Origin of the sequence: Aquidulcibacter sp., assembly GCF_044346625.1 — a bacterium.
Taxonomy (GTDB): domain Bacteria; phylum Pseudomonadota; class Alphaproteobacteria; order Caulobacterales; family Aquidulcibacteraceae; genus Aquidulcibacter.
Map to the genome: position 1 here is coordinate 105890 of NZ_JBIIYV010000003.1, position 16201 is coordinate 122090.

The following is a 16201-nucleotide window of genomic DNA, read 5'->3' on the forward strand; positions in this document are numbered from 1 at the left end:
GTCAGGGCCTGCCAGGCGAGAGACGAAAAAGGGTTAACAAAGGTGTATTCAAAAACTGGAAACAGGACGTGAAAAGATTAACAAACATGTGTTCAAAAAACATTTACTTTTGCTGTCTTGGAGTTGACTAGCGTCGTTTCTTAGCTAGTTTTCAGATACTTAAAGTCACTGGCGTTTTGTTTGGTTTGCTAGGTTGATTTGAATTTCGGGCGTTGAAAATGAAAATTTCAAGAAAAAATTTAACGAATTCAGTGGCGGGTCTGGCCTTGGGGCTAGGCCTTACAGCTGGCGCGCCTGCAGTGGCGTTGGTGACACCGGCCACGGTCACGCCTGCTTCCGTTGTTGATACAACGAACTCCCGTCCTTATTGGGTTGGGCTTGGTATCCGTAATGAAGCCGGCAATGGCGGCGGCACCTGCACCGGTTTATTGATCAATCCGCGCACAGTCTTGTTTGCAGCCCATTGCGTCGACGACCTTGACCCCTCGGCCTATGACGGCAATTCACGTGGCAATCGTGCGCAAGTTGGCTACACAACTGACGCTACATTTGGGCGCACCAATCTTCGCAATTGGCTCTTTGGGCAGGACTTTTTGGTGCCGGCTGGTGACGGTCGCACCATGGTTTCGTCCACCATGGTCTGGTATGATACGCGCTCACGATTTGGATCTGAATCCCCTCTGGATTCCGGCGCGTTTTTGCCAGCAGACATCGCTCTGGCCGGATTTAACACACCGACTGAATTATTGGGTCGGGATGCTCAAAATGGCATCGGGCTCTTGTTCTCTCAAGTTAATGGAATTGTTCCTGTGACCATTGGTGGCTATGGAACCTCTGGAAATGGTTTAACGGGTGCGCGTACAGCCGGCACCGTGGAAGAAAGCTTCTTCCGTCGTTTAGGTCAAAACGTCGTCGATTTTCTGGGTGACGAACGCACGCTAAGCATTGGCATTTATGGCCAAGCCATCGGTGACATTTCGGAGCCCGCTAGCTTGCGCTATCAAGACTTGTACTGGTTGGATTTCGACAATCCAAATTTTGCAACTCAGCCTTTTTCCTCCAGTGTTACACGGACAGCTTCCAACACGCTCGATTACAACACCTTGGGTGGCCGAGCTGTGGCCGGAGAAGCGATCACCGGGTCAGGAGACTCGGGCTCACCTTTGGTCACGTCGGCCTTTGGACGTGAAGTTTCTTTGGGTGTGTTGAGCCAAGGCAATCGGTTGTTTTTTGACGCGGTTGGAAACCCAAATGACAACTTCGTCTTTGGACAAACGTTTTCTAACTATGGGTCGCTTGCGGGTTATAATCCACTCTTCTTGTATTGGGACCAAATTCTTATCAACAACCCGTACAAATATGTGACGACACGAGCCGGCGACGGCGAATGGACAGACAGCACGCGCTGGACCCAAGAGTTGGACCCGCTTTATTTTACGCTGGGCGCCGGCAACACGCTGGTCAATGCAGCGCCGACCACTGCGGCGCTGGGCTATAGCGCTGCTGCGCCTAACGTCGGAACTGTTAATCCCAGCCCGACGCCACCCGCACCGTGCGCCTTCCTTGGAAACTGCCCGGCGACCGGCGGAACGACAGATCCAGTTGTCTCACCAGCATTGGCTGCTCAAGCATTTGCAGGAAATCGTCTAAGCCTGCTTGATGAAACCGGCGACGCGGATCAAGGCTCCAACTATTACGGGCAGATTAGCGGTTCGACCGCAGTGGCGACAACGGCTTCCAGCGCCGTGTCCTTGGGTCAAGTCAGCGCCACCCAAGTTGCCAATGATCCCGCTCCGATTACTGGCCAAGCCATCAGCGAGGCGCAAACTACAAAGGATTGGACAACAGGTCGTATCGCCCTTAATTCAGGTGCGCTAACAGGTGTCGGCTCAACCGGCTTTACACCGAACAACACCGATGGTGTGGCAGGTTTGCAAAACTCCACCCGCTATTTTGAAGTCAACTTGCGTGCCGCTGGCACCACGTCGATGACAGGCGTCACAGCAACGATTGACCGCTTGAATGTTCGTGGGGCGCAATCTGGCCTTAACATCAAAGTGGGCAGTCGCCTCAACACGCTGATCTCATCCTTTGTCGATGCAGGGTCGCTCAACGTTGATGGCACTTTTGCGCCCCGCCAACTCAATGTTCTCGGCGGCACAGTTTCGGGGTCAGGTACCATCCTAACCCAGTCCGGCGTCTTGGTTGCAGGCGGGATTTTGACCCCGGGTGCGGTCGGTGGTGTCGGAACGATGTCTGTCACCGGGGGTGCAGGTTTCGGTGGCACAGGTATGCTGGGCATTGATTTTGCGGGCCTTACATCGGCAGACCGTCTAAATGTCACCGGCAATCTCGTGTTGGGTGGTGGCTTTGCAGCGAACTTCCTGAATGGCTATGTGCCAGACTTTGGCACCAGTTGGACGATTGCTTCAGCCACCGGCACGACCAGCGGCAGCTTTGCCATGATTGCATCGAACTTGCCCGGCGTCTTGCGTGCAACGCCACGTGTGGTCGGCAAGGATGTTTTGGTCGACATCACGGCCTTGCCTTATGCGACCTTTGCCGCATGCACCAGCGTGCAATGTTCTAGCTTGGCAACGCTCCTTGATAGCAGCCGCGCCAGCAATTACAGCGCCTTGGCTTCGGTCTACCGCTATTCAGATCGTTTGAATGCGGTCGAGGCGGGCAATTTCTTGCGATCCTTGACCCCATGGGACAATGGGCTCGCCGCACAATCCATGTTGCGGACGTCTGAATCCATGAGCGCGATGGTCATGGGCCGCGTTGCTCAAGTGCGCCAGACTGGCGCGCAAGGGGCGAACTGGGGCGGCGTGCAAATGGCTGCCATCAGCGGTGGCACAGGCGTCATGACCGACGCTGGCGATGTTCTGCCGGTATCGAGCGGTTCTGACGCGATGAAACCTGGCTGGAGCGTGTTTGGTGAGGTTCGGGGCTTGCGGGCGAATGCAGAGGCCCAGCAAGGCTTTGTTGGTGCAAGCACTGAAACAGTGACCGGGCTTGTCGGGGTCGACTACACCCAGAAGAACTATGTTCTGGGTGCCGCACTTCATCTGGCCAATGGCACCAGCAAACTGTCCAATCGCGGTGCCAAGACAAAGTCTGACGCTGTTGCGGTATCGGTTTACGGCAGTGTGTCCGGGCCTGTTCTGGCCTTGGATGCCTACGCATCACGCGGTGGCGGCAACTTGGACATGACCCGGGCTGCTGGCCCCTTGGCCGCATCGGGTTCCACCGACAGCACTTTGACCAGCTTCGGGGCGGCGCTTAGTGCCACCAATAAGACAAGCTGGGGTTCATATGTGCCCAGCGTGTCGATGGCTTATGATAAGGCTGAAATCGATGCTTACCGTGAGTCCGGCCCCATTGGTTTGAGCATTGGGGAGCGCACCGTGGAATCAATGGTCGCGCGATTGGGCGTGACGGCCTATGGCGATTTTGGCACTGCCGGTACGATTAAGCCGTGGGTTCGGGTCGCGGTTGCGCATGACTTCCAAGCTTCGGACACCGGTGCAACCGGTCTGGGCTTTGCCTCTGCCGCGAACGCAACTTTGGCAAATGTGGCAGGCTTAAGCCAGGATGAATCTTGGGGCGAGCTTGGACTTGGCGTCGAGGCGAAGGTGAAATCGGCGACCTTGGGCCTTAGCTACGAGACCACCATTGACCGCACCGATGTGCGCGTCGAGCAAGTGCGCGCCCGCGTACGCGTCGCTTTCTAATCAGCGTCACGTGTCAGACAGCCAAGCCTAGGGCGATAAACTCTAGGCTTGGCGTCAGACAGCCTTGGGCTTGCCAAGCCCCGCCAGTCCATGGCAGTTTGACTCCTCTGGCCGCCTGTGTCGTTGGACTGTCTGATGTTTGAGCAGCAAACCCATCCCGACAAGCATATCATCGATATCCTGATCGAGGAGCGGGCACCGAGTCTCGCGAAATCCGTCTTTTGGCCGATCATGCGGGCGTCGCTTAATAAGCTGCTCGACTATGATCAAGCCGTCACGATGGCAGATACGATCGCGTCTTTGCCGGGGCTGCCAGCTCTAGAAGAAGTGGCGGAGCGCTTATCCGTCCGCACGCAGACCCATGGCTTTGACCATATTCCTAAAGGCGGAAGGTGCGTGATTGTGGCCAATCACCCGACGGGAATTGCCGATGGCATTGCTGCTTGGGATGCAATCAAGCCCATTCGACCTGATTTGATCTTTTACGCCAATGCCGATGCCCACCGCGTGTCGGCTGGATTTACCGATGTGTTGGTGCCGGTTGAGTGGGAAGAGCACAAGCGAACGCGCGAAAAAACACGCGAGACCTTACGCCTGACGCAAGGCGCTTTTCAGGCAGAGCGGGCGATTTTTATCTTTCCTGCCGGGCGACTGGCGCGTCATGTGAACGGCGTTTTACAAGATCCAGAATGGATGAGTTCGGCTGTTTCCATCGCCCGTAAGAACCACGCCCCGATTGTGCCGATCCATATGACGGGCCCGTGGAGCTTTTGGTTTCATTTCTTTGATAGCTTCTCCAAGGAATTGCGCGATATCACGTTGTTTAAAGAGCTTTTAAACAAGAAGGGCCAGCTCTTCACCCTAACAGCCGGTCCCGCCATCCCGGCGGAGCATCTTTTAGGCGATGCAGCCGAAGTCACCCAGCATCTAAAGACCCATGTCGAAACGGTGATGCCGGACCAGCCAGATGCCCCCTTTGTGCCCTTGGCCGTGCATCCAACGGATTGAATCTTGTTTCCCACGAGGTCGGCGTATCGCAGCCTGAGTGGCTTGGCTTTCATTATAACGCGTTCCGCGCTAGTCTAGGTGCGTTATGAAATTCCTTGATCAAGCAAAAATCTTCATCCGTTCTGGCGACGGCGGGAACGGCTCGTCGTCCTTCCGGCGCGAGAAATATATCGAATATGGTGGTCCCGACGGTGGCGACGGCGGCCGCGGCGGCGACGTTGTGGTCGAAGCCGTGGACGGGCTTAACACACTCATTGACTATCGCTACTTGCAGCACTTCAAAGCCGACCGGGGCCAGAATGGCATGGGTCGCCAAAAGCATGGGGCTTCAGCAGAAGATCTCGTCTTGAAAGTACCCGTTGGGACGCAGATCCTGGAAGAGGATCGTGAGACCCTGATCGCCGATCTGGCCCAAATCGGCGACCGCGTTGTCCTAGCTAAGGGTGGCAATGGTGGCTGGGGTAATTTGCATTTCAAAAGCTCGATCAATCAAGCACCCGACCGCGCCAATCGCGGCCTTGAAGGCGAAGAAAAGTTCATTTGGCTTCGGCTGAAGCTAATTGCCGATGCTGGCTTGGTCGGTCTGCCAAATGCGGGCAAGTCCACATTCTTGGCGGCTGTATCATCGGCCAATCCCAAAGTTGCCGCTTATCCCTTTACCACGCTGCACCCGAATTTAGGTGTTGTGATCCTGGGGCCTGATACGCGCTTTGTCTTGGCCGATATTCCAGGCCTGATCGAAGGGGCGGCTGAAGGTGCAGGTCTTGGTACCCGCTTCTTGGGCCATGTAGAGCGCTGCGCCGCCTTGATCCATCTGATCGACGGCACCGAAGAAGATGTAGCTCTGGCTTATCGCACCGTACGGGATGAGCTTGAGGCCTATGGCGAAGACCTCGCTCGCAAGCCAGAGATTGTTGCTCTCAACAAGATTGATGCCTTGAGCCCAGAGGAAGTCGCTGAAAAGCGGGCTGCCTTGTCCAAGGAAGCGGGCCGAACCGTGCTTGCTATCTCTGGCGTGTCCAATTCAGGCGTACGCGGAGCTTTGGGTCTATTGTGGCGGGAAATTGCCAAATCGCGCGGCATTCTTTCCCCAGATTTGGATGATGTGGACTCATTCGGGGAGCCGATGGCAGAAGCCAATGAGGACGGTTGGGCACCATGACGCATCGGGCTTTGCGTCAAGCCAAGCGCATTGTTCTCAAGTTTGGTTCGTCGCTCATCATTGATCCCGCGACCGGGGAAGCCCGCACGGCGTGGCTGGCAACGGTGGCCCAAGATGTGGCCCACGCGCGAAGCCAAGGCCAGCAGATCGTCATCGTCACCTCAGGTGCCGTCGCACTTGGGCGTGGGGCCTTGGGTCTGCCTGCGGGAAAATTAAAGCTGGAAGAAAAGCAGGCCGCCGCAGCGGCTGGTCAAGTTCGGCTGATGGCCGCTTGGGGTGAGGCGTTTGCCAAGCAAGGCATTGCCGTCGCCCAAGCCCTTGTTACCCCAGACGATACCGAACGGCGTAGGCGCTGGTTGAATGCGCGCGCAACGCTCGACACCTTATTGGCATGTGGTGCTGTCCCCATCGTCAATGAGAATGATACCGTGGCCACAGATGAGCTGCGCTATGGCGATAATGATCGGCTGGCTGCCCGTGTGGGGCAAATGATCGGGGCAGACGCCCTTATTCTTTTTTCCGACGTCGATGGCCTTTATGAAGCCGATCCGCGCCAAAATCCCGATGCCGCTCATCTTGGCGAAGTCCGCGAGATAACCGACGCAATCGAGGCTATGGCAGGGGGCATCAATCAAAAGGCCGGTGTTGGCTCTGGCGGCATGCGCACCAAGATTGACGCAGCCAGGATCGCCACCGCTGCTGGCTGTAGCGTGGCGATCAAAGACGGCTTCTTAGACCATCCGTTCCGTCGCCTCTTGGAGGGCGGGCGCTCAACCTGGTTTATTCCCGCCGCAGATCGCGAGAGCGCGCGACGGGCTTGGCTGGGCCACAGCTTGAATCCCGCTGGCAGTTTCTGTGTTGATGCAGGCGCGGCAAAGGCCCTCAAAAACGGCGCAAGTCTGTTGTCGATTGGCGTAACTTCCGTTGAAGGACAATTTGAGCGTGGCGACGCCATTGCGATCAAGGATGCGGCTGGCCGCATCGTGGCCCATGGCATTTCGGCCTATTCTTCCTCTGATGCGCTACAAATCCTGGGTCGCCACAGCGACGAGATTGAAGAGATATTGGGCTATGCGGGCAGGCCGGCTTTGGTGCACCGCGATGACCTCGTGCTGGCCTAAGTCGGTACGTTAGGCGGCCCAGCGCTTCTCATTCAGTTCACGGTCTATCGCTTGGGCAAAGTCCTGCTTCGTCAAAACCAGCTTTTCAGTGGCTTGAACCTGTTTGCCGACTTTACGCGCCACATAACGCTGCAATTGCCCATCGGCGCGAATACCAGTCAGGCGCTTGAGATAATTGATTTGGGCCGTGGTTGGCCGACTGACGACCGGCAAGGGCGAGTCCTGCCGATGGGATGGGGCCACAGGCTTGGTGCGGGGGCATTCTGCCTCCAAGGCTGGCAAAAGAGATAATTGCATCGCCATTCCTTTCTGGTCTTACTGCGATTGATAAGAACAAGATAGGAACGAAAAAACGAGTCTGCAAGAGAAATCGCCAAAATAAGCGCTTGCTTGCGTCCGAATATGACGTTTATGCTCCCTCATTCAGGTTCATGGACCGTTCAGACCTTGTTTCGTATCGCCAAATAGGCCTTAAACTAATCTCTTGAGAGCCAAAGGCGCGGTAGGGAGCGGGTATGAACGAGCATATGATTGTCGGCCATGATGGGGTGAAGACTTATGTCGCGGATTTCGACCCAGTTGGGGCCTATACAGGGCCGCCTGTTCTGTGTCTGCATGGCCTGACGCGCAATCATAAAGACTTTTTGGCCGTCATCGAACCGATTCGCCGCATGGGCCGCCGGGTTTTGGCGCTTGATGTGCGTGGTCGGGGGCGCTCGGATTGGGACCCCAATCCCAGCAATTATAACCCACTTGTTTATGCCCAAGATGTTCTGACCATTTTGAACCGATTGGGTCTCAAGCGGGCCGTATTCCTTGGAACCAGCATGGGCGGCATTATCACCATGCTGGTCGCAGCCTTTTCTCAAACCACCGTGGCGGGCGCGATCTTGAACGACATTGGTCCCGAAGTGGACCCCGCAGGCCTTAAGCGCATTCAAGGCTATGTCGGCAAAATGGGGCGAGCCCAGACCTGGGATGAAGCTGCGACCATGATGTCGGTGATCGGCGAAGCCGCTTTCCCCGGTAAAGACCTTGCTTTTTGGGCCGATTTTGCCCGAAAGACCTGTATTGAGACAGCCGATGGAATTGTGTTCGATTATGACCCCGCTATCGCGCAAGTAGCCAGTTCTGGCGGGACAGAGGCCATTCCAACCCTTTGGGATCAATATGGGGCCCTGACGCCGATCCCAACAGCGGTTATTCGCGGGGCACTCTCAGATCTTTTGTCGGCTGAAATTGTCGAGCGGATGAAGCAAGCAAAGCCTGACTTGATTACAGCCGAGGTCCCCAATGTTGGCCATGCGCCAACCCTGGAAGAACCGGAGGCTTGGGCGGCAATTGAAGCGATCATTCGCCAGACAAAGTAAGGTAGACCCAAGGTATTGATTAAAGCAGTCGAAAGCTGAACCCCGTCAATATTTGTAAACAAAAACGTAACCACTTACCGGATACAACGACCGCCAGATTCTATGGCGCTGAGTTCTATCGAGGCAGGCTCGATGGATAGAGATGTCGGCACAGGACCGGGGAGAGTTGTAATGTTGTCTGGGCTGAATAAAGTAGCGATTTCGAAGAAGCTACCGATGGTGATTGCTGGTCTTGCGGCCTTGGCTGCGGCGATGTCGGGTGGAGCCGCTTACTTAAACTCCCAAAACAATATCAACACCGAAACCCAGAAAATGTTGACAGCAACGGCCATTTCTCGCGCCGATGCAGCCAAGGCATTCTTCGATACTTCGGGTGCGCAAGCAAAAGAATTGGCTTCCAGCGCGATCATTTCCTCCGCGCTCGACCGCTTCGCCGCCGCCTATGCGCAATTGGGCCCCGATGCGGAAGCCCAACTTCAAGCCACCTATATTGATCAGAACCCCAATCCAGCTGGTCAAAAAGAAAAGTGGGATGCGGCAAACAATGGCACGGCCTATGATGCCGTCCATGCCGAACTGCATCCTTGGCTGCGCAATATTCTGCGTACGAACGATTTCTACGACATCTTCCTGTTCGATGCGAATGGCCAGAATGTCTATACCGTCTTCAAAGAGCGTGATTTTGCGACCCAATTGGCAAATGGCAAATGGAAAGATTCCGGTCTTGGCGTCCTCGTCCGCGACGTGATCGCCGCAGGTGCCAATGCAGAGCCAAAGCTTGCAGACTTTAAACCCTATGCGCCATCAGCCGATGTACCAGCTGGCTTTATTGCCGTGCCCATCAAGGGTGCGAATGGCGAGTTGAAGGGCGTGTTCGCCATCCAATTGTCGATCAACAAGCTTGACGCGGCGATGCAGCCACAGCCAGCAAACGGCAAGACGGGCGAAAACACCCTGATTGGTGAAGACTTCTTGGTGCGTAACAACTCACCCCACGCCAAAGAGCCAACCATTCTCAAGCAGAAGGTCGACAATGAGTTTGTGAAGCAAGGCTTTGAAGGCAAAGCAACCACAACCGTGACCAAAGACGCGGACGGTAATGCAGCAATCACCGCTTTCGTGCCCTTCACCACTTTGGGTGCGAAGTTTGTTGTGGCTGCCGATGAAACCGTCGCAGAGGCGCAAGAGCCCTTGCGGACTTTGGCCTTGAACATTCTGTTGGCCACCTTGGTTGCCATCGGTGCTGCCGCAGCAGCAGGCTTCTGGTTCGCCCGCAGCTTGTCCAAGCCAATCTCGGACATTACCGACACGATGCGTACTCTCGCAGGCGGTGTGACCGATCTGATGGTTCCAGGCCGCGATCGTGGTGACGAATTGGGTGAAATGGCCGAAGCGGTTGAAGTCTTCCGGGAAAATGCCATCGAGCGCATCGCCCTTGAAGCTGCTGCCAGCGAAGAGACCAAGATCCAAATGCGCCGCGCAGAAGCCATTGCCGCTGCTACCCAAGCCTATGAGCAAGTGGCCGGTGACATGCTGCGCACCGTGGCTGCTGCCTCGGCCGAGTTGGAAGCAACCGCACAAGCCATGACGGCTGCCGCTGACCGCACCAATATGATGGCCTCCAGCGTGGCCGCTGCCGCCGAAGAAAGCACCGTCAGTGCTTCAACTGCGGCAGGTTCGGCTGAAAGCCTCACCACCTCGATCTCGACCATTCAGTCCAATGTGTCTGAATCGAGCTCGGTCGCCATCGAAGCAGTCCGCTTGAGCGGGGAAGCCCAAGGCGCTGTTAGTGAACTGGCCAATTCGGCCCGCCGCATCGGCGAAGTGGTTGAACTGATCAAAGGCATTGCCGACCAAACCAACCTCTTGGCCTTGAACGCCACCATCGAGGCGGCGCGAGCCGGTGAAGCTGGTCGCGGGTTTGCCATCGTGGCGCAGGAAGTTAAAAACCTCGCCAGCCAAACCGGTAATGCGACTGAGGACATCGCTGCGCAAATCGGCTCGATCCAAGGTGCAGTCGATGGTGCGGTCGGTGCTATGTCTCGCATCGAAGCAGTTATCACCCGCATCAACCAAAATGCCGGCATGATTGGTCAGTCGGTGGATATGCAGGCAACAGTCACCCAGGAGATCGCCAGCGCGATCACCCAAGTAGCTGCTGCATCTCAATCGGTGGCTTCCGATGTGTCGCGTGTGACTGAGACCGCTGGTGAGACCGGGGCCGCGGCAAGCCAAGTTTTGGCTGCCAGCCGCGAACTCTCGGTCCAAGCCGCAAAGCTGGATCAAGAGACCCAAGAGTTCTTGGAGCGCGTTCGCGCGGCTTAATCCATCAAATAGAACAGAGAAAAGGCCCGCTGAGCGATCAGCGGGCCTTTTTGCTTTACGCCACCGCCAGTTGAAGGGGTGGGGTTAGGCTCTTCTGAAACACCATCAGTGGGATTTGGCCCTGTTGAGCCAAACTGAAGCGCTGTATAGGGCCCATATCAACAAAGCCAAGCTTCTCCAGCAAGTGCAGGCTCGCAGGATTGTCGTGATGGGTTTCGGCCTCAATAGTGGTGAAGCGCGCTTGGCGAGTTGCCCAGTCGAGCACGGCCTCCAAGGCCTCGCTGCCAAGGCCTTGACCCCAGAACTCGGGCAAGAAGGCATAGCCCAATTGTGCACAGCCCGGGCGTAACTCGCGCAGGCCAATCTGGCCAACCACATCGCCTTCACTGTTTTCAACAGCCCAGACAAATTCTAGTCCCCGGGTTTCGGCTGCACGGATCATCAGGATCATGGCGCTGGCATGAAGGGGGGTGAATGGCTTTGGGATGGTGCACAGGCCGCGTGCCACTTCCGGTCTGTTCAACAGGTCGGCCAGTGCCAAGCAATCCTCATGCTCCAGTGGACGAAGCAAGAGGCGCGGGGTCAATAAAGCGGGTGTCATGGCCTCGGTCTCCTTTCTGCTTCAGCGATATTGCGACGCATCACTTGCGTGGGTGAAGTTTTGCCGGTTGCTAAGACGCTCATCTCGCGAATCGCATCGACCTTGTAGAAGCCAAGTTTTTCAAGCACGTGACCAGATTGTGTGTTTGCCGTGGCAAAGCCAGCCACCAAATAGACAGGATTGAGGTCCTCGATAGCTGCCGCGATCAGGGCTTTCCCCGCTTCGGTTGCAAATCCCTGACCCCAATATGGAACGCCCAACCAATAGCCGAGTTCCCAAGCCAAGCTGCCATCAAGCGTCATACGATCCATCCAATGCAGACCCATCGCGCCCATAAAGCCGTCTATCTTATGCTCAATCGCAAACACGTAGTTTTCTTGACCAGCCCAGAGTTCTGGCTGTTTTTTTAACCACTCTTCCCCATCTTCTTGGCGATAGGGGTGGGGCATACGGGACAGATTGCCTGATACGCGCAGATCATTGGCCAAGCATACGATGCGGGCCAGATCAGTCATTTGCATTGGGCGCAGGGTAAGGCGGCTCGTGTCAATCTGTGTACGCATGGCAAAGTCTCCGTCAGGAAACCCGCGCGGGGTGGGGGGAGACTAGCCCAAACCAAAAGCTGGTTCGAAGGACCCATTTGCATCAGGGCATAACGCAAACGGGGGGCCGGTGATCCGGCCCCCCGCGCGGGAAATGGTCTGTTGACCGGATCACCCCTTTCAGGGGGACGATCCGGAGTGGTTCAGGACCGCCTTATTCTGCTGCTTCCGCAATCGGCATGACGGATACAAAACATTTGTCGTCACGCTTGCGGGTAAATACGACCTGACCATTGGCGGTCGCAAAGAGGGTGTGGTCGCGGCCAAGGCCGACGTTCTCACCAGCAAAGAACTTGGTGCCGCGTTGACGCACGAGGATGTTGCCCGAAACAACCATCTCGTTGCCGAACTTCTTGACGCCAAGACGCTTGGAGTGCGAGTCGCGACCGTTGCGTGACGAGCCGCCGGCTTTTTTATGTGCCATGTGTCAGTCTCCTGTGCGCTTGGTTACGCGTTGACGGCAGTGATGTGAACGACACTGCCCCATTGGCGGTGGCCGTTACGGCGGCGATAGGTGGAGCGACGGGTCTTTTTCATCACCATCACTTTGTCGCCCTTGCGGGTCTCCAGCAAAGTTGCAGCAACGGTTGCGCCAGCCACAAGTGGGGCACCGACAGTTACGCCAGCTTCACCGCCAACCATCAGCACGTCGCTGAAAGTCACGGCGCTGCCTGCTTCGCCTTCTAATTTCTCAATCACAAGCTTGTCGCCTGCAGCGACTTTATATTGCTTGCCGCCAGTTTTGATCACCGCGAACATCGCGCTGTTCCTTGATAAGGGGCGAACGAACCAGACCGGGGATCGGGATGGGGTTCGCGGAATAAACGAAAGCGCCCGCCATGACGGCGAGCGTTAGGGAGGGTGTCCTTAAAGTCGCAAGCGCCCGAAGTCAATTGAGAATGCTGATGTTCGCGGCGCTTTATGGCGCCTTGCAGGCAAGAATTTCCAGCAATCCTAGTTAAACGCTTTAGGCACCCGCGCAGCAGAAAAGCCGAGCAGGCGCGCTTGCCCATCCTCAATGCCAATTTCAATTGGTGCGGACAAAGCCGGGATGGCCATACCATTGGGCTTAAGGGCCCCTTGTCCGCGAATTTCGCCTTGCCATTGGCCCTCTGGCGTGACTTTCAATCGGCCGGTACCGTCATCAAAGGACAAAGGACCCCAGTCAATTTGGGCTGCCATGATTGTAAACTCGCCCTGCGCTTTTGCCCACGCCTTGGTTGATCTCAATAGAGTCTGGCCTTGGCTGATTGGACCTGTCAGGCGTAGATGGTCGATTTTGTTGCCCAGAATGGCTGCGGGGCCTTCAGGCAGGGCGCTGAGTTCTAAAGCGGATAAGTCCAACGCAAAGGCAAGACGGCTGGCGTCTTTGGGGTCAGCGATCAAGTGAAGGGCACCAGCGCCAGTTCGCCATGGCCTAGGCCCCAGTCCCGATCCTGATGGATCAGCTGTTCCTGCTTGCAAGCCCTCAAACGTCAATGAGAAACGTGCCAATTGGCCTTCTTTTAGACGCAGGCTGGCCTTTAGGTCTGTTGCTTGCAGCGGGCGCAATGGCCCGCCGGGTAGCTTTAATTGCGGCTCTAGCGCCCCTTCGAGGGCCCACAGGTTTAGATTGAACGGCGAAGCGGCTGCAACAAAGCGGGACGCTTCAAAGACAAAGCCTGTTCCAGTCTGGACCCGAAGACCTGCAATGCGCGCTTCAAATCGGTAAGGGAAGCCCGTGACCGTAAAGCTTTCCTGAGGCAGTGCAGGTAAAGCTTGTGCGACATGCATTTGGATCCTTTGCGCCGTCTGCTTCCAGTAAACATAGTATCCAGCTAGAACGAGGCCACCGACGGCAAGCGGTATGATAAGGCCGCCGAGCGATCCAGAGCGAGTTTCAGACATCAGTCGCCACCGCCGCCGCCGCCATCGCCGTCGCCACCGTCAAAGTCACGGTCTCTGATCCCGTTACTCTCGCGCGCCCGATCGCCGTAGGCCTTCCAGTCAAACTCAGCCTGGGCATCGCCGTCTTGTTTGGGTGGAGCTTTTTGCCCACCGTTGGAATCAACGGGTCCGGCCGTGCCGCCCCCGTCACCACCATCATTGTCTTTCTTCTTGCGGGATTCGCGGACAGAAATTTCTTCGTAATGCTCTTCCAGCAAGACCTGACTCGCCCCCTCAATCCGGCTTTCGAGCAACTCCATGAAGGGGCCGCGCTTTAGGCCAGGCGGGATGACAGGCAGAAACTCAAACACCACTTTGCCCGGATAACGCCAAATACCCTTTGCGGGCCAAGATGTGCCCGTATTGAGGGCTAGTGGCACGCAGGGCACCCCGAGCAACATATAGATGGCGGCGACGCCTGGCTTATAATCGGGCGCGGCTCCAATCATTTGGCGCGTGCCCTCTGGGAAGATAATGATGGGACGGCCTTGGTCCATTCGTTCCTTGGCTTGCGCTACTAACGCCTTCAGCGCACTCATGTGGCCTGAGCGGTCAATGGCGATTAGACCCGCCTTGCGACAATACCAGCCAAAGATCGGCAGGTTTAGGAGCTCCTGCTTCAGCACATAAACCGGCATATTGGTGAAAAGCGTTGGCATAATCGTGTCCAAAACGCTTTGGTGCTTGGCCGCGATCATGATCGGGCCTTCGGGCAGATGTTCTAGCCCGCGCACTTCATAGGTAATGCCACCGATCCATTTCGTGCCAAAGCGCATGGCCCTGGCCCAAGCCTCCATGACGCGCGCGCCACCCAAAGGCGATAGAAACACATAGGGCGCGCCTAATGTGCCCACGATCAGCACGCAGCCCCATGTCCACACCATCAATAAGAGCGACCGGATTAAGGTCATGGAGTCGTTCCTTTGTGAAACAGACCGACCTGTTTCAGCGCAATTTCAATATCGCCGTCCAAGAGCCCGCGCCCGATGGAGACAAGATATTTGCCATATTCCAGCGCTAGAGCCCGGGTAGAGCGATCATTCTTCCACCAATCGCCATCAAATTCACGCGTGGTCTGCACAGGGTAGGGGATCAGGACCGCATCGGGAATAGCGCGGCGCATCTCAAACAAGCTGCGCGGCATATGATAAGCATCAGTGATAACAACCAACCTCCTGATCTGATGGACCTGCACCCAGACAGCAGCTTCTTCGGCGTTACCAATTGTGTCGGTCGCCCGGCGGCCCAAATCAATGCAGCAGGCGTAGGTTTCTTCCGCCCCGCCAGCCACCGCGCGCACCTCCTTTGCGGTGGTCACACGATTAACGCCAGAGATCAAAAGACGCGGCACGGCCTTGCTCTCGACAAGCTTGACACCTGCAATGAGCCGCTGGTCTGATCCTCCGGTCAAAGCCGCCGCCCCATCTGCGCGGATCGGTCCGCTTGGGGTCTTAAGGGCGGTCACTTGGTCGCCAAACCGGATGAAGCCGATCAAGAGACTTATGCCGCCGAGAAGACCTAGAACGAAGATTAGGCGCGAAATAAAGGTCGACGAACGCACAACCGTGCCCGATGGGCGGTGCAGCCCCCGTTCACGGGTCTTTCGTCGGGGCCATGCCATCTCACACCAAATCCCTCAAAGTTTCCCGTGCAGCGAGGTCCGCGGCAACGGCACTGGCGCATGCTGTCACAAGCGGTGCGACCAGCAAGATCCATAAGTCAGTCCAATTCAACAAGGGCGCACCGCTCGTAAAGTCAGACGCCCCAAAAGCAAATACGGTCGAACCGATCAAAGCGATCACACCAGCCGCATTGGCACCCAATAGGCCTGCCACAAAACCCAGCCGCAAAAAGCGAATTTGAACCTCGCGAGCTACAAAGGAGTCCTTTGCTCCCACGAGATGGAGGATGCTGACAGCTTCCCGCCGCGTTTCGAGTGCAGCGCGCGCAGCAAACCCAATCGTCGTGATCGCTGCAACAACCAACGCGACGAGCGCCAGGATGGCTACAATGCGCACAACAGTTGAGGTGCGCAGCACCTCTCCCGTAAAGCGGCTATGGTCATCTACGACCATGGTATAGCCTGCGGCCTTCAGGGCTTTTTCGATGTCGGTTTTCACATTGGTTTGCCCAGCTGTCACGCCCACTTCAATCAAGCGGGGCACGGGAAGCGCATCCAATGTTGCGCCCATATCGGTGCCATAGTTACGCAACAAATCCTTCGCGCGGTCGCGGCTCATAGCTTCGCTGCGCGTCACGCCTTCCACGCGTCGGACAATTTGGGCCGCCCGGATTAAATCTTCATCCGTCCGGGGGCTTTGGACCACCACGCTCAACGCGCTCTTGAGG

14 protein-coding genes and 1 pseudogene are annotated in these 16201 nt (G+C 56.5%); 6 read left to right on the top strand and 9 right to left on the bottom strand.

From position 1 onward, the window contains the following. Nucleotides 1-218: 218 nt before the first annotated feature. The 4 genes from ACIQ20_RS02335 (at nt 219) to proB (ending at nt 7028) form a co-directional block, all read left to right on the top strand. Complete coding sequence (locus ACIQ20_RS02335) at nt 219-3737, top strand: autotransporter domain-containing protein (protein ID WP_395777039.1); 3519 nt, start codon at nt 219-221, stop codon at nt 3735-3737. A 135-nt stretch (nt 3738-3872) separates the two neighbouring features. Next, on the top strand, nt 3873-4745 hold the full coding sequence (locus tag ACIQ20_RS02340; protein WP_395777041.1) for a GNAT family N-acetyltransferase: 873 nt from the start codon (nt 3873-3875) through the stop codon (nt 4743-4745). Between the two features lie 85 nt (nt 4746-4830). Continuing rightward, complete coding sequence (gene obgE / locus ACIQ20_RS02345) at nt 4831-5907, top strand: GTPase ObgE (protein WP_395777043.1); 1077 nt, start codon at nt 4831-4833, stop codon at nt 5905-5907. After that, entirely contained in the window at nt 5904-7028 is a 1125-nt protein-coding gene (proB, locus tag ACIQ20_RS02350) for a glutamate 5-kinase (RefSeq protein WP_395777045.1), read from the top strand. Before obgE ends, proB begins: the two co-directional genes overlap by 4 nt. Nucleotides 7029-7037: 9 nt before the next feature. Here the strand turns inward: proB and ACIQ20_RS02355 are convergent, their stop codons facing one another. Further along, nucleotides 7038-7325, bottom strand: coding sequence for a hypothetical protein (locus tag ACIQ20_RS02355; protein WP_395777048.1), 288 nt, complete (start codon nt 7323-7325; stop codon nt 7038-7040). A gap of 218 nt (nt 7326-7543) precedes the next feature. Between ACIQ20_RS02355 and ACIQ20_RS02360 the strand changes: the two genes are divergently transcribed. Then, the gene (locus ACIQ20_RS02360) at nt 7544-8398 is read left to right on the top strand and encodes an alpha/beta fold hydrolase (RefSeq protein ID WP_395777050.1); all 855 of its coding nucleotides are present in this window, start codon (nt 7544-7546) and stop codon (nt 8396-8398) included. 132 nt (nt 8399-8530) lie between these two features. After that, nucleotides 8531-10723: a methyl-accepting chemotaxis protein gene (locus ACIQ20_RS02365; protein WP_395777052.1), complete on the top strand. Its 2193-nt coding sequence runs from the start codon at nt 8531-8533 to the stop codon at nt 10721-10723. Nucleotides 10724-10778: 55 nt separating this feature from the next. Here ACIQ20_RS02365 and ACIQ20_RS02370 read toward each other — a convergent pair whose 3' ends face one another. From ACIQ20_RS02370 to ACIQ20_RS02405, 8 genes and pseudogenes are all read right to left on the bottom strand, one after another. Continuing rightward, nucleotides 10779-11324, bottom strand: a complete 546-nt coding sequence (locus ACIQ20_RS02370; protein ID WP_395777054.1) for a GNAT family N-acetyltransferase — start codon at nt 11322-11324, stop codon at nt 10779-10781. Beyond that, the gene (locus tag ACIQ20_RS02375; protein WP_395777056.1) at nt 11321-11887 is read right to left on the bottom strand and encodes a GNAT family N-acetyltransferase; all 567 of its coding nucleotides are present in this window, start codon (nt 11885-11887) and stop codon (nt 11321-11323) included. Before ACIQ20_RS02375 ends, ACIQ20_RS02370 begins: the two co-directional genes overlap by 4 nt. Before the next feature lie 193 nt (nt 11888-12080). After that, nucleotides 12081-12350 carry a 50S ribosomal protein L27 gene (gene rpmA, locus ACIQ20_RS02380; protein WP_290806215.1) on the bottom strand — a complete coding sequence of 90 codons (270 nt, stop codon included), beginning with the start codon at nt 12348-12350 and terminating at the stop codon, nt 12081-12083. Nucleotides 12351-12382: 32 nt separating this feature from the next. Continuing rightward, nucleotides 12383-12685, bottom strand: a pseudogene (gene rplU / locus ACIQ20_RS02385) (50S ribosomal protein L21); the annotation flags it as partial. Between the two features lie 195 nt (nt 12686-12880). Then, a complete protein-coding gene (locus ACIQ20_RS02390; protein WP_395777058.1) occupies nt 12881-13813 on the bottom strand; it encodes a DUF2125 domain-containing protein in 933 nt (310 codons plus the stop codon). Beyond that, nucleotides 13813-14763, bottom strand: a complete 951-nt coding sequence (locus tag ACIQ20_RS02395; protein ID WP_395777060.1) for a lysophospholipid acyltransferase family protein — start codon at nt 14761-14763, stop codon at nt 13813-13815. Before ACIQ20_RS02395 ends, ACIQ20_RS02390 begins: the two co-directional genes overlap by 1 nt. Next, nucleotides 14760-15473: a YdcF family protein gene (locus ACIQ20_RS02400; RefSeq protein ID WP_395777062.1), complete on the bottom strand. Its 714-nt coding sequence runs from the start codon at nt 15471-15473 to the stop codon at nt 14760-14762. The genes ACIQ20_RS02395 and ACIQ20_RS02400 overlap by 4 nt, the downstream gene beginning before the upstream one ends. Before the next feature lies 1 nt (nt 15474). After that, nucleotides 15475-16201: cell division protein FtsX (locus tag ACIQ20_RS02405; RefSeq protein ID WP_395777064.1), on the bottom strand; the 727-nt coding region annotated here is incomplete at its 5' end.

Excerpts from the sequence above, each read along its gene's own strand:
- ACIQ20_RS02335 (WP_395777039.1), top strand. The coding sequence starts at position 219 with ATGAAAATTTCAAGAAAAAATTTAACGAATTCAGTGGCGGGTCTGGCC.
- ACIQ20_RS02340 (WP_395777041.1), top strand. The coding sequence starts at position 3,873 with ATGTTTGAGCAGCAAACCCATCCCGACAAGCATATCATCGATATCCTG.
- obgE (WP_395777043.1), top strand. The coding sequence starts at position 4,831 with ATGAAATTCCTTGATCAAGCAAAAATCTTCATCCGTTCTGGCGACGGC.
- proB (WP_395777045.1), top strand. The coding sequence starts at position 5,904 with ATGACGCATCGGGCTTTGCGTCAAGCCAAGCGCATTGTTCTCAAGTTT.
- ACIQ20_RS02355 (WP_395777048.1), bottom strand. The coding sequence starts at position 7,325 with ATGCAATTATCTCTTTTGCCAGCCTTGGAGGCAGAATGCCCCCGCACC.
- ACIQ20_RS02360 (WP_395777050.1), top strand. The coding sequence starts at position 7,544 with ATGAACGAGCATATGATTGTCGGCCATGATGGGGTGAAGACTTATGTC.
- ACIQ20_RS02365 (WP_395777052.1), top strand. The coding sequence starts at position 8,531 with ATGGATAGAGATGTCGGCACAGGACCGGGGAGAGTTGTAATGTTGTCT.
- ACIQ20_RS02370 (WP_395777054.1), bottom strand. The coding sequence starts at position 11,324 with ATGACACCCGCTTTATTGACCCCGCGCCTCTTGCTTCGTCCACTGGAG.
- ACIQ20_RS02375 (WP_395777056.1), bottom strand. The coding sequence starts at position 11,887 with ATGCGTACACAGATTGACACGAGCCGCCTTACCCTGCGCCCAATGCAA.
- rpmA (WP_290806215.1), bottom strand. The coding sequence starts at position 12,350 with ATGGCACATAAAAAAGCCGGCGGCTCGTCACGCAACGGTCGCGACTCG.
- ACIQ20_RS02390 (WP_395777058.1), bottom strand. The coding sequence starts at position 13,813 with ATGTCTGAAACTCGCTCTGGATCGCTCGGCGGCCTTATCATACCGCTT.
- ACIQ20_RS02395 (WP_395777060.1), bottom strand. The coding sequence starts at position 14,763 with ATGACCTTAATCCGGTCGCTCTTATTGATGGTGTGGACATGGGGCTGC.
- ACIQ20_RS02400 (WP_395777062.1), bottom strand. The coding sequence starts at position 15,473 with ATGGCATGGCCCCGACGAAAGACCCGTGAACGGGGGCTGCACCGCCCA.